Annotated in this window: 13 protein-coding genes and 4 tRNA genes; 14 read left to right on the top strand and 3 right to left on the bottom strand. The window is 57.2% G+C overall.

Features of this window, described 5'->3' with window-relative positions; genetic code table 11:
• Positions 1-137 precede the first annotated feature (137 nt).
• Positions 138-377 carry a hypothetical protein gene (locus tag CAF76_RS20460; RefSeq protein ID WP_007951568.1) on the top strand — a complete coding sequence of 80 codons (240 nt, stop codon included), beginning with the start codon at positions 138-140 and terminating at the stop codon, positions 375-377.
• A gap of 29 nt (positions 378-406) precedes the next feature.
• A complete protein-coding gene (locus CAF76_RS20465; protein ID WP_039767626.1) occupies positions 407-1,156 on the top strand; it encodes a TerC family protein in 750 nt (249 codons plus the stop codon).
• A 74-nt stretch (positions 1,157-1,230) separates the two neighbouring features.
• Here the strand turns inward: CAF76_RS20465 and CAF76_RS28760 are convergent, their stop codons facing one another.
• Positions 1,231-1,398, bottom strand: coding sequence for a hypothetical protein (locus CAF76_RS28760; protein ID WP_172829492.1), 168 nt, complete (start codon positions 1,396-1,398; stop codon positions 1,231-1,233).
• A 231-nt stretch (positions 1,399-1,629) separates the two neighbouring features.
• Here CAF76_RS28760 and CAF76_RS20470 point away from each other — a divergent pair, with 231 nt between their 5' ends.
• From CAF76_RS20470 to CAF76_RS20480, 3 genes are all read left to right on the top strand, one after another.
• The gene (locus CAF76_RS20470) at positions 1,630-2,301 is read left to right on the top strand and encodes a peptidase C39 family protein (RefSeq protein WP_085648231.1); all 672 of its coding nucleotides are present in this window, start codon (positions 1,630-1,632) and stop codon (positions 2,299-2,301) included.
• Between the two features lie 93 nt (positions 2,302-2,394).
• Positions 2,395-2,601 carry a DUF6021 family protein gene (locus CAF76_RS20475; RefSeq protein ID WP_085648232.1) on the top strand — a complete coding sequence of 69 codons (207 nt, stop codon included), beginning with the start codon at positions 2,395-2,397 and terminating at the stop codon, positions 2,599-2,601.
• Between the two features lie 12 nt (positions 2,602-2,613).
• Complete coding sequence (locus CAF76_RS20480) at positions 2,614-2,820, top strand: hypothetical protein (RefSeq protein WP_085648233.1); 207 nt, start codon at positions 2,614-2,616, stop codon at positions 2,818-2,820.
• Positions 2,821-2,873: 53 nt separating this feature from the next.
• On the opposite strand, the gene pbpG is transcribed toward CAF76_RS20480, so the two are convergent.
• Positions 2,874-3,812, bottom strand: coding sequence for a D-alanyl-D-alanine endopeptidase (gene pbpG, locus CAF76_RS20485; protein WP_011335039.1), 939 nt, complete (start codon positions 3,810-3,812; stop codon positions 2,874-2,876).
• Positions 3,813-4,041: 229 nt separating this feature from the next.
• On the bottom strand, positions 4,042-4,896 hold the full coding sequence (gene folD / locus CAF76_RS20490) for a bifunctional methylenetetrahydrofolate dehydrogenase/methenyltetrahydrofolate cyclohydrolase FolD (RefSeq protein ID WP_011335038.1): 855 nt from the start codon (positions 4,894-4,896) through the stop codon (positions 4,042-4,044).
• Between the two features lie 275 nt (positions 4,897-5,171).
• Between folD and CAF76_RS20495 the strand changes: the two genes are divergently transcribed.
• The 9 genes from CAF76_RS20495 to CAF76_RS20535 all read left to right on the top strand — a co-directional run bounded on the left by CAF76_RS20495 (position 5,172) and on the right by CAF76_RS20535 (position 12,467).
• Positions 5,172-5,248, top strand: a tRNA-Arg gene (locus CAF76_RS20495).
• A gap of 32 nt (positions 5,249-5,280) precedes the next feature.
• Positions 5,281-5,356 (top strand) — tRNA-His (locus CAF76_RS20500).
• Between the two features lie 57 nt (positions 5,357-5,413).
• Positions 5,414-5,498 (top strand) — tRNA-Leu (locus CAF76_RS20505).
• 76 nt (positions 5,499-5,574) lie between these two features.
• A tRNA-His gene (locus CAF76_RS20510) sits at positions 5,575-5,650 on the top strand.
• A 400-nt stretch (positions 5,651-6,050) separates the two neighbouring features.
• Positions 6,051-7,361: a trigger factor gene (gene tig, locus CAF76_RS20515; protein ID WP_085648234.1), complete on the top strand. Its 1,311-nt coding sequence runs from the start codon at positions 6,051-6,053 to the stop codon at positions 7,359-7,361.
• A gap of 92 nt (positions 7,362-7,453) precedes the next feature.
• Complete coding sequence (gene clpP / locus CAF76_RS20520) at positions 7,454-8,089, top strand: ATP-dependent Clp endopeptidase proteolytic subunit ClpP (RefSeq protein ID WP_007951559.1); 636 nt, start codon at positions 7,454-7,456, stop codon at positions 8,087-8,089.
• A 113-nt stretch (positions 8,090-8,202) separates the two neighbouring features.
• Positions 8,203-9,486: an ATP-dependent Clp protease ATP-binding subunit ClpX gene (gene clpX, locus CAF76_RS20525; RefSeq protein ID WP_064597867.1), complete on the top strand. Its 1,284-nt coding sequence runs from the start codon at positions 8,203-8,205 to the stop codon at positions 9,484-9,486.
• 163 nt (positions 9,487-9,649) lie between these two features.
• Positions 9,650-12,046 carry an endopeptidase La gene (gene lon, locus CAF76_RS20530; protein WP_039767614.1) on the top strand — a complete coding sequence of 799 codons (2,397 nt, stop codon included), beginning with the start codon at positions 9,650-9,652 and terminating at the stop codon, positions 12,044-12,046.
• Between the two features lie 148 nt (positions 12,047-12,194).
• Positions 12,195-12,467 (top strand): HU family DNA-binding protein, encoded by a 273-nt coding sequence (locus CAF76_RS20535; protein ID WP_002552737.1) that lies wholly within the window; start codon positions 12,195-12,197, stop codon positions 12,465-12,467.
• Positions 12,468-12,672: the final 205 nt, after the last annotated feature.

A 12,672-nucleotide genomic window follows, 5' to 3' on the forward strand; every position in this document is an offset into this window, starting at 1 on the left:
TCCGTCCAATACAGTTCGTATAAATCGAAGTATAGCCGCTAAAAATACGAATTTTCCTGAAGTGTTTGTCTCCCTAGAATGCCCAACCATTGACGGCCGGCCTGTACGGCGCTGTCTGTTCTATCGAGGGAAGCATCATGAAACTAAAAACTACGGCGTTATTGATCGCGTCTTTACTGGTACTGGCCGGTTGCGACCAGGCCGAAAAGAGCGCGCAGCAACTGATGGGGCAGGCGGCCGAGGCGGCCAAACAAGCCATCGACGACACGCATAAAGCTGCCGAAGAGGCGCTCAGCGATGCCACCGGCAATCTGATCAGCAAGAAAGAACCGAAAGACGACGAAGAAAAATCCGAATCGTCCTCCCAGGAAATCTAAACCGTCTTACACAGAGTCAGGACTGACCCATGGAATACCTGTTAGAACTCGCTTCCAGCCCGACCGCATGGATTGCTTTGGCCACACTCGTGGTGATGGAAATCGTGCTCGGCATCGATAACCTGATCTTCATCTCGATCCTGACCAACAAACTGCCCGAGCAGTACCGGCAGAAGGCTCGTCGTCTGGGGATCGGCATGGCGCTGATCATGCGTCTGGCCCTGTTGAGCACCATCGCGTTCATCGTTCAGCTGACCGCGCCGGTCATCGAGATCCTCGGCCACGCGTTCTCCTGGAAGGACATGATCCTGATCGCCGGCGGCCTGTTCCTGTTGTGGAAGGCGACGACAGAGATCCATCACAGCATGGACCCGGCACCGGAAGATCCGAAGACCGCGACGTCGAAGGTGACCCTGGGCTTCGCCGCCGCCATCGGGCAGATCCTGATGCTGGACATGGTGTTCTCGATCGACAGCATCATTACCGCTGTCGGCATGACCGAACACTTGCCGATCATGGTGATTGCGGTTGTGGTCTCGGTGCTGGTGATGCTGTTTGCGGCTGATCCGCTGGCCAAGTTCATCAACGACAACCCGACGGTGGTCATGCTGGCTCTGGGCTTCCTGATCATGATCGGCATGACGCTGATCGCCGAAGGCTTTGGCGCCCACGTACCGAAAGGTTATGTGTATGCCGCCATGGCGTTCTCGGCTGCGATTGAAGTGCTGAACATGATGTCGCGCCGCGCCAAGCAGAAGAAACTGACTGCCGAAGCGTAATCGCTGGAAAACCAAAGGCCGCCTGAACTTGCGAGAGTCCAGGCGGCCTTTTTGTTGGAGTCGGTTACGGAAAATCAGTGCGCGGTGGCGTGACGGGCGTCGTGTTTATCGATCTTCCTGTTCGGTGCAGGTTGAACCGGGTGGTGATGGCGGCGGGAAATCCGCAACACGCCCCACAGCATGGCGGCGGCAACGGCCAGCCAGCCGGCAATCAGCATTACGATGGTCATGGTCAGGCTCATCTGTGCCTCCTCTTTGCCCTGCGTCGGGCGCGCTTTCTTTGGCTCTTGTCTGAATGACAGTCTAGTCGCTGGTGTGTTTCAAGCTATTGACCGAAGGTCGGTGGTGACCAATCAGTTCGCTCTATGCAGCCGACGCATCTGCCGCTTTGGGCTATACCGCAGCGTGGCGCCGTCCTATGATCCTCGACCAAGCCGGAACACGATGACCGGTAACTGATCAAGAGAGTGACGATGGTGCAGCTATTTTCCCGGATTCGCGCGGCGCTGCTGGTGGCCGGTTGCGTGACAGCATTGGTGGGGTGTGCGGGCAGTGTGGCGCCGGAGGTCAAGCGCCTGCCGGAGCGGGTCGAGCTTAGTGGTACGTTCTATCGCGGTGAGGCCTATCAAAGCGGGCCGCAAGTGCTGGCCAGCCTGCTGTCGCAGCAGGGCATCGTGATCACCCCGGGTTTGCTGGAAAAACCGCTGCATTTGCCGGGCGCCGAGGACAAGTTGCAACAGAATCTGCAGAACCTTGCCCGTGAATACGGCATGGTCGTGTATCCGCTGGACAGCAACCTGCCGGCGCTGCTGACTCAGGTGGCGGCCGGGTATCCGGTGATGGTGCGTTTCAGCGAGGGTTCGGCGTTTTGGGCGGAGCCGCGTTACGCGATCCTGTCCGGCTACGATCGCTTGAAGCAGAAGGTGCTGCTGCGCGCCGGGATGAATCGCCGTGAATTGATGAGCTTCAGCTCGTTCGAGTCGGCCCTGGAAAAATCCGGCGGCTGGGCAGTGTTGATCCAGAAGCCGACGCAGATTCCGGCGGCGGTCGATCAACAGCGCTGGCTCAAGGCTGCCGACGCACTGGCGCAAGCCGGGCAGGAGCGGGAAGCGGCGCAGGCGAGGAAGGCGCTGGCGGCGCATTGAGGTTCCGTTCGTCGCCTGTCGGGCACCCTGGCGGAGGATGCGCTTCTGAACTGTAGCGTCCCGTGTTTTACGGGCCAGTATCAGGAGGCGAACATGGCAATTCCAACTTCACCCAGCGGGCCGCATTCTTCCGAGCATGGCAGCGGCGACGACCTGGGCTTCGATCCGGACTCGCCTGATCTGGACGATCCGCAAGTCGATCCCATTGGCCCGGCGAAGGCGCCGAAGGATGTGCAGCCGGACGATGATCCCAAGCGTCCGGCCAAGCCTTACGATCCCTTGGCTGATCTCAAGCCTTGAAGCGAGGTGCGTATGAGTACCGATTCGAGTTTCGACGACCACAAGCCTGACAGTGTGCCCACCACGCCTGAGCCGGAAGTTGATCCGGTGCTGGATCCTGAGAGCCCTCTGCGCGATCCGCTGGCGCGTCCGGCGGTGGTGACGCCGGAGCATTCCCGCGACCCGAGCGCTGGTGACGGCATTCCCGCTGACGACAAGATGCCGTTGCCCAACGACTGAGTGCATAAATGAAAAAGCCCCGACGATTCGGGGCTTTTTCATGGGGGGACGGATTACTTGGACGCTTCGATCACGCCGCTCTGGCGACTCTTGAGATTCTTGTCGGCCTTGTATTGCTGAGCCACGGCGGGAACGTTAGCGCTCTTGCCGGTTTCCACCCAACTGCGGATGCGGCTGGCATCGGCGAAGTGGGTGTATTTGCCGAACGCGTCGAGAATCACCAGGGCGACCGGGCGGTTGGCCATGCGGGTCACCAACACCAGACAGTGACCGGCAGGGTTGGTGAAACCGGTCTTGGTGATGCGGATATCCCAGTCGGCCTTGTTGACCAGGTGATCGGTGTTACGGAAACCCAGGGTGTAATTGGGTTTGCGGAACGAAACGGTCTTTTCCTTGGTGGTGGTCAGTTCGATGAGCAGCGGCTGTTTGTGCGCAGCCACCAGCAACTTGCTCAGGTCGCGGGCGGTGGAGACGTTGCGCTCGGACAGGCCGGTGGGCTCCACAAAATGTGTGCTGGTCATGCCCAGCGCCTTGGCCTTGGCGTTCATCGCTGCGATGAATGCCGCGTAACCGCCCGGGTAGTGGTGAGCCAGGCTGGCGGCGGCGCGGTTTTCCGAGGACATCAGGGCAATCAGCAGCATCTCCCGGCGGGGCAGTTCGCTGCGCAGCTTGACGCGGGAAAACACGCCTTTCATTTCCGGCGTGTGGCTGATGTCGACGTCAATCCATTCGTCCATGTTCTGGTGCGCTTCGACCACTACCAAACCGGTCATCAATTTGCTCACGGAAGCGATGGGCACCACCACGTCCGGGTTGCTGGAATAAATGACTTTGTTGGTCTGCAGATCCATCAGCAGGGCGCTGCCGGAGGCAATCTTCAATTGCGAAGCGTCTCGAGGGGCGGCGGTGGTTTCGGCGGCGTTGACCGTTGGCGTGAGGAGCGTGCCTGAAAATGCAAAAACCAGGCTCAGGATGGACAGACGAATATTCACGCGGGCGAACTCATGAAGGTTGGAAATGCCGTTCTTTGTAACGGCCTGTGTCGTAAAAACGACGCATTGTAGGAGTATGGTTGAAGAACTGTCGATGGTTGTCCGCAAGGCATGAAAAAGTCGTGAAAAGCCCTGTAAAAATAGGGGTTTCCGGCGAACGGTAAAGGTTTTTTCGAGGGCATGAAAAACCCCGCACAAGGCGGGGTTCTCGGAGCGCGGAAAACGCGACTCAGGCGTGCAGGGTTTCTGCCGCGTAGAGGGTGTTTTCCAGCAGGCAGGCGCGGGTCATCGGGCCGACGCCGCCGGGTACCGGAGTGATCCAGCCGGCGCGGGGCAGGGCGGTCTCGTAGACCACATCACCCACCAGTTTGCCGTCTTCCTGGCGGTTGATGCCGACGTCGATCACGATCGCGCCTTCCTTGATCCACTCGCCCTTGACCAGGCCCGGCTTGCCGGCGGCCACGACCACCAGGTCTGCGCGGCCGACGTGTCCGGCCAGATCCTTGGTGAAGCGGTGGGTAACGGTTACGGTGCAACCGGCCAGCAGCAGCTCCATCGCCATCGGACGACCGACGATGTTGGATGCGCCAACAACCACCGCGTCCATCCCGTACAGATCGGCACCGGTGCTTTCCAGCAGGGTCATGATGCCCTTCGGGGTGCAGGGGCGCAGCAGCGGAATACGCTGGGCCAGACGACCGACGTTATAAGGATGGAAACCGTCGACGTCCTTGTCCGGGCGGATGCGTTCCAGCAATTTGGAGGCGTCCAGGTGCTCTGGCAGAGGAAGTTGAAGCAGAACGCCGTCGATTGCCGGGTCGTCGTTCAGTCGATCGATCAGATCGGTCAGCGCTTCTTGAGTGGTTTCGGAAGGCAGGTCGTACGCTTGAGAGAGGAAGCCGACCTCTTCACAGTCTTTACGCTTGTGCGAGACATAAACCTGAGAGGCAGGATCGCTGCCGACCAGGATCACCGCGAGGCCTGGCGTGCGCAGACCTTGCTGGCGACGTTCGGCAACCCGTTGGGCGATCTGCTGGCGCAGGCTGGCGGCGATCGATTTGCCGTCGATTAGTTGTGCAGTCATTGCGCGTGATTAACCATCGAGAGGGGAAAAAAAGAGAACGCATTCTCGCATGTCAAACGGTGAGGGCAAAGGCGCTTGGTCAGCAAATTCCCCTAAGCCCTTTAATTAAATGAATTTTTTTTCAAAAAGGATTTGACGACCTTCAGGTCGCTCTATACTATTCGTCGCACTTGTCGGGCACAGCCTAGCACTGGTTAAGAAGGTCGAGCGAAATCAACGTTTTGCGAGGCTGGAAAGCACTTAGTTTGTAGTCCTCCAAGGGTACAGCTAACAAGGCGCCCGTAGCTCAGCTGGATAGAGCATCCGCCTTCTAAGCGGATGGTCGCAGGTTCGAGTCCTGCCGGGTGCGCCATTAGGCAGCATTGGCACAAGTAACGCGATATGGTGGGCGTAGCTCAGTTGGTAGAGCACGGGATTGTGACTCCCGTTGTCGTGGGTTCGATCCCCATCGTCCACCCCATATTTCGAAAGGCGCCAGATGTAACAGTCTGGCGCCTTTGCTTTAAAAGCTTCATCTGCGGATGTGGTGGAATTGGTAGACACACTGGATTTAGGTTCCAGCGCCGCGAGGCGTAAGAGTTCGAGTCTCTTCATCCGCACCAATCAAAGCTTCATTCATGCCACTGGCCGGGTGAAGTTCTACAAAGAAGTTGTTTGGCTTCTTTGGCACGCAATATGGTGGGCGTAGCTCAGTTGGTAGAGCACGGGATTGTGACTCCCGTTGTCGTGGGTTCGATCCCCATCGTCCACCCCATATTCCGAAAGGCGCCAGATTTAACAGTCTGGCGCCTTTTTTGTTTTACGGTTTCGCATTTCGGCGGCTGCAGGTTTCGGGTCGCAGGGCAGGGTGCTTCGTCGTATTAATGTTGTTCGATGATGCTGCGCTGTCCGCCGGCCTTGCTTGCGAGGTCGGCTGTCAGGGAGATGATTCAACCGCCTCTATATATAGAAGAGGTTGGCGCAGAGCCCTGGCTTGAATTGGCTGTATTTGCTAACAAGGCGAGGCGCAACCGCTTGTCCCCGCCTTCAAATGGCCTGCTGTTTTTTTACCCGTTTTCAGTAGGGTGACTTCTTGAGTTTGACCTACTAGAATGCTTGCCCTTGATTCTTGGGTCGGAAACGGCCGGCTAACGTCTGTGCAACGAGGAATATCCATGCAAGTTTCTGTTGAAAATACTTCTGCTCTTGAGCGCCGCATGAGCATCACCGTGCCGGCTGAGCGCATCGAGACTCAGGTCAACAAGCGTCTGCAGCAGACTGCCCAAAAGGCCAAGATTGCTGGCTTCCGTCCAGGCAAAGTGCCAATGAGCGAAATCAAGCGCCGTTTCGGTGCTGATGCGCGCCAGGAAGCGATCGGCGACGTGATCCAGTCCTCCTTCTACGAAGCTGTGGTTGAGCAGAAGCTGAACCCGGCCGGTTCGCCATCGATCGAGCCAAAATCGCTCGAAGCTGGCAAGGACCTGGAATACGTAGCCGTATTCGAAGTGTTCCCTGAGTTCACCGTTGCCGGCTTCGAAGGCATCACCGTTGAGCGTCTGAGCGCTGACGTGGCTGACGCCGATCTGGACAAGATGCTGGACATCCTGCGCAAGCAGAACACCCGTTTCGAAGTGGCCGATCGTGCTGCCCAGAACGAAGACCAGCTGAACATCGATTTCGTTGGCAAGGTTGACGGCGAAGTGTTCGCTGGCGGTTCCGCCAAGGGCACTCAGCTGGTACTGGGTTCCGGCCGCATGATCCCTGGCTTCGAAGAAGGCCTGGTCGGCGCTAAAGCCGGCGAAGAGCGCGTTCTGAACCTGACCTTCCCAGAGGACTATCAGAACCTGGACCTGGCTGGCAAAACCGCCGAGTTCACTGTGACTGTAAACACCGTTTCCGAGCCAAAGCTGCCAGAGCTGAACGAAGAGTTCTTCGCTCAATTCGGCATCAAGGAAAGCGGCATCGACGGTTTCCGCACCGAAGTTCGCAAGAACATGGAGCGTGAACTGCGTCAGGCGATCAAATCCAAGGTCAAGAATCAGGTAATGGACGGTCTGCTGGCCACCAACCCGATCGAAGTGCCTAAGGCTCTGCTGTCCAACGAAGTTGACCGTCTGCGCGTGCAGGCTGTTCAGCAGTTCGGCGGCAACATCAAGCCAGACCAACTGCCGGCCGAGCTGTTCGAAGAACAAGCCAAGCGTCGCGTTGTCCTGGGTCTGATCGTGGCCGAAGTGGTCAAGCAGTTCGACCTGAAGCCAGACGAAGCCCGCGTTCGCGAAATGATTCAGGAAATGGCTTCGGCTTACCAGGAGCCTGAGCAGGTCGTGTCCTGGTACTACAAGAACGACCAGCAACTGAACGAAGTTCGTTCGGTTGTGCTGGAAGAACAAGTTGTGGATACTGTTCTGCAGAAAGCTAGCGTGACCGACAAATCGGTCTCTTACGAAGAAGCGGTCAAGCCGGTAGAAGCTCCAAAAGCCGACTGATTGTTTTTGCGTTAGAAGCACACACCATAAGCCAGCCTTCGAGCTGGCTTATGCGTATTCAAGACATGACTATTTGGGAGTGACTGCAGAGCATGTTCCGTAATTCCTATATTCAGCAGAACTCTGATATTCAGGCCGCCGGCGGCCTGGTCCCGATGGTTGTCGAGCAATCTGCTCGTGGCGAGCGCGCTTATGACATCTACTCGCGTCTTCTCAAGGAACGAGTAATCTTTCTGGTGGGGCCGGTAGAGGACTACATGGCCAACCTGATTTGCGCGCAATTGCTGTTCCTTGAAGCGGAAAACCCGGACAAGGACATCCATCTTTATATCAACTCCCCGGGCGGTTCGGTGACAGCGGGCATGTCGATCTACGACACCATGCAGTTCATCAAGCCAAACGTATCGACTACCTGTATCGGTCAGGCGTGCAGCATGGGCGCATTCCTGCTGACGGCCGGTGCACCTGGCAAGCGTTTCTGCCTGCCGAACTCGCGCGTGATGATTCACCAGCCACTGGGCGGTTTCCAGGGCCAGGCATCGGACATCGAAATCCATGCCAAGGAAATCCTCTTCATCCGCGAGCGTCTGAACACGCTGATGGCCAAGCACAGCGGCCGTACGCTTGAAGAAATCGAGCGCGACACCAACCGCGACAACTTCATGAGTGCAGAAGCTGCGAAGGAATATGGTCTGATCGACGAAGTGATCAACCAGCGCCCAGCTTAAAAATAAGCAGCTCAAAATAGGCTTGGTCGGCGCGTCTGATCAGCGGCGGGCTTGAAAAAGCCCGCAATAGCCTTCATCTTGTGTTGCAAGCCTATCGGATTTGGATCGAACGAATGACTGACACCCGCAACGGCGAGGACAACGGCAAGCTGCTCTATTGCTCCTTCTGTGGCAAAAGCCAGCATGAAGTACGCAAATTGATTGCCGGCCCCTCGGTCTTTATCTGCGACGAGTGCGTCGACCTGTGCAATGACATCATCCGCGAGGAGGTGCAGGAAGCACAGGCCGAAAGCAGCGCGCATAAATTGCCTTCGCCTAAAGAAATCAGCGGCATCCTTGATCAATATGTCATTGGTCAGGAGCGTGCCAAGAAGGTTCTGGCAGTAGCGGTGTACAACCACTACAAGCGTCTGAACCAGCGTGACAAAAAGGCTGACGACGTCGAACTCGGCAAGAGCAACATCCTGCTGATCGGCCCGACAGGCTCCGGTAAAACCCTGCTGGCCGAAACCCTGGCCCGCTTGCTGAACGTTCCGTTCACCATCGCCGACGCAACCACCCTCACCGAGGCGGGTTACGTGGGTGAAGACGTCGAGAACATCATTCAGAAGCTGCTGCAGAAGTGTGATTACGACGTAGAGAAAGCCCAGATGGGTATTGTCTACATCGACGAAATCGACAAGATTTCGCGCAAGTCCGACAACCCGTCGATCACCCGGGACGTTTCCGGTGAAGGCGTGCAGCAGGCCTTGCTCAAGCTGATCGAAGGCACGGTCGCTTCCGTACCACCACAAGGTGGCCGCAAGCATCCGCAGCAGGAATTCCTTCAGGTTGATACCCGTAACATCCTGTTCATCTGCGGTGGCGCATTCTCCGGTCTGGAGAAGGTCATTCAGAACCGTTCCACCAAGGGTGGCATCGGTTTCAACGCAGAAGTGCGCAGCAAGGAAGAAGGCAAGAAAGTCGGTGAATCCCTGCGTGAAGTCGAGCCTGACGATCTGGTCAAGTTCGGTCTGATCCCGGAATTCGTCGGTCGTCTGCCGGTCCTGGCGACGCTGGACGAGCTGGATGAGGCTGCTTTGATGCAGATTCTCACCGAGCCGAAAAATGCCCTGACCAAACAGTATGCCAAGCTGTTCGAGATGGAAGGCGTGGATCTGGAATTCCGTTCCGACGCGCTGAAATCGGTCGCCAAGCGTGCCCTGGAGCGTAAAACCGGTGCCCGTGGCCTGCGTTCGATTCTCGAAGGTGTGCTGCTCGACACGATGTATGAAATCCCCTCGCAGTCCGAGGTGAGCAAAGTCGTGATCGATGAAAGCGTGATCGAAGGCACGTCCAAGCCACTGTATGTCTACGAAAACAGTGAGCCGGCTGCCAAGGCTGCACCGGACGCGTAAGCGCCCGGCCTGCCGGAACAAGGAAGGGGCCTTCGGGCCTCTTTTTTTTTATGTCGTTTTTTACATCCGCTTTGCGCTTGTTTTTTTTCAAGGCAACCCCCATCTTGGTTTCAAGCTTAATTCCATCTGATTACGGCCATATGGCCGCCGTAGAGGCGAAATCATGAAGACCACCATCGAATTGCCTCTCCTGCCATTGCGTGATGTCGTTGTGTATCCGCACATGGTTATCCCGCTGTTCGTGGGGCGCGAGAAATCCATCGAAGCCCTCGAGGCCGCGATGACGGGCGACAAGCAGATCCTGCTGCTGGCCCAGAGAAACCCGGCTGACGATGATCCCGGTGAAGAAGCTCTCTATCGCGTAGGTACTATCGCCACCGTTCTGCAGCTGCTGAAACTGCCGGACGGCACCGTCAAGGTTCTGGTCGAAGGCGAACAGCGTGGCGCTGTCGAGCGCTTCAGCGAAGTCGATGGCCACTGCCGTGCCGAAGTCTCGCTGATCGACGAGGTCGACGCCGCCGAGCGCGAATCCGAAGTGTTTGTGCGCAGCCTGTTGTCGCAGTTCGAACAATATGTGCAGTTGGGCAAGAAAGTCCCGGCTGAAGTCCTGTCGTCGCTCAACAGCATCGACGAGCCTGGCCGCCTGGTAGACACCATGGCCGCGCACATGGCGCTGAAGATCGAGCAGAAGCAGGAAATCCTCGAAATCATCGATTTGTCGGCCCGCGTCGAGCACGTTCTGGCCTTGCTGGACGCCGAGATCGACCTGCTGCAAGTCGAAAAACGCATTCGTGGCCGCGTCAAAAAGCAAATGGAGCGCAGTCAGCGCGAGTACTACCTGAACGAGCAGATGAAGGCCATTCAGAAAGAACTCGGCGACAGCGACGAAGGCCACAACGAAATCGAAGACCTGAAGAAGCGCATCGACGCTGCCGGTCTGCCGAAAGACGCGCTGGCCAAGGCCACTGCCGAGCTGAACAAGCTCAAGCAAATGTCGCCGATGTCCGCTGAAGCCACTGTGGTGCGCTCGTACATCGACTGGCTGGTTCAAGTGCCGTGGAAGGCCCAGAGCAAGGTACGTCTGGACCTGGCCCGTGCCGAAGACATTCTCGACGCCGATCACTACGGCCTCGAAGAGGTCAAGGAACGCATCCTTGAATACCTCGCCGTGCAGAAGCGCGTGAAGAAAATCCGTGGCCCGGTGTTGTGCCTGGTCGGTCCTCCGGGCGTGGGTAAAACCTCGCTGGCCGAGTCGATCGCCCATGCCACCAACCGCAAATTCGTGCGCATGGCCCTCGGTGGCGTGCGTGACGAAGCGGAAATCCGTGGTCATCGTCGGACCTACATCGGTTCGATGCCAGGAAGATTGATTCAAAAGATGACAAAAGTGGGTGTCCGCAACCCGCTGTTCCTGCTCGATGAAATCGACAAAATGGGCAGCGACATGCGTGGTGACCCGGCGTCGGCGTTGCTGGAAGTGCTCGATCCTGAGCAGAACCACAACTTCAACGACCACTATCTGGAAGTCGATTACGACCTCTCGGATGTGATGTTCCTGTGCACCTCGAACTCGATGAACATTCCACCGGCGCTGCTGGACCGGATGGAAGTCATCCGTCTGCCGGGCTACACCGAGGACGAGAAGATCAACATCGCGGTCAAGTACCTGTCGCCCAAGCAGGTTGCAGCCAACGGCCTGAAGAAGGGCGAGCTGGAATTCGACGAAGAAGCGATCCGCGACATCATCCGTTACTACACCCGCGAAGCCGGTGTGCGTGGCCTCGAGCGGCAGATTGCCAAAGTCTGCCGCAAGGCGGTCAAAGAGCACGCGCTGGAAAAGCGCTTCTCGGTAAAAGTGACAGCTGATCTGCTGGAGCATTTCCTCGGCGTTCGCAAGTTCCGCTACGGTCTGGCCGAGCAGCAGGATCAGATCGGACAAGTCACCGGCTTGGCCTGGACTCAGGTGGGCGGCGAATTGCTGACCATCGAAGCCGCTGTGGTGCCGGGCAAAGGTCAACTGATCAAGACCGGTTCGCTGGGTGACGTAATGGTCGAATCGATCACTGCGGCCCTGACTGTGGTGCGCAGCCGTGCCAAGAGCCTGGGTATCCCCCTGGACTTCCACGAGAAGCGCGACACGCACATCCACATGCCGGAAGGTGCTACGCCGAAAGACGGCCCGAGCGCTGGTGTAGGCATGTGTACCGCACTGGTGTCGGCTTTGACGGGTATTCCTGTGCGCGCCGATGTCGCCATGACCGGCGAGATCACCCTGCGTGGTCAAGTTCTCGCCATTGGCGGTCTGAAGGAAAAACTGCTGGCCGCTCACCGTGGCGGAATCAAGACAGTGATTATTCCGGAAGAGAACGTGCGCGATCTGAAGGAGATTCCTGACAATATCAAGCAGGATCTGCAGATCAAACCGGTTAAATGGATTGACGAGGTCCTGCAAATTGCGCTGCAATACGCGCCGGAGCCCTTGCCGGATGTGGCTCCGGAGATAGTTGCCAAGGACGAAAAACGTGAGTCTGACTCTAAGGAAAGAATTAGCACGCATTAATACGCTTTTGCCTGGGGGGCTTCCTTGACAGCTTTTTAGAGCCCTTGTTATAAAGCGGCTCTTAAGTGTCTGTAGGCCATTCAGCACTCGTTTTTGCTTTCACCAAAAAACTTAGAATCATACTCAAATAGATATAAGGGGACTTAGAGTGAACAAGTCGGAACTGATTGATGCTATCGCTGCATCCGCTGATATCCCGAAAGCTGCTGCTGGCCGTGCGCTGGACGCTGTAATCGAATCCGTCACTGGCGCTCTCAAGGCTGGCGACTCCGTTGTTCTGGTTGGTTTCGGTACTTTCTCCGTGACTGATCGTCCAGCTCGCATCGGTCGTAACCCACAGACCGGCAAGACTCTGGAAATCGCGGCAGCCAAAAAACCAGGTTTCAAAGCCGGTAAAGCCCTGAAAGAAGCCGTCAACTAAGTTTGATTCAGGTTTTTACCCATCCGGGTCGGGGTCATGCCTGACTTGGCAGCGGAGCGGTAGAGCAGGCGGTTGGAATAGCTGCCTGTCACACCGGGATCGAGGGTTCGAGCCCTGTCCGCTCCGCCAGTTACGAGAAGGCGCATCCTCGGATGCGCCTTTCTTCTATCCGGATTCTACCCACGCTCCACGGTTGCCTAATTTT

The sequence above is a fragment of the Pseudomonas sp. B40(2017) genome, from assembly GCF_002112855.1.
Taxonomy (GTDB): Bacteria; Pseudomonadota; Gammaproteobacteria; order Pseudomonadales; family Pseudomonadaceae; genus Aquipseudomonas; species Aquipseudomonas pharyngis.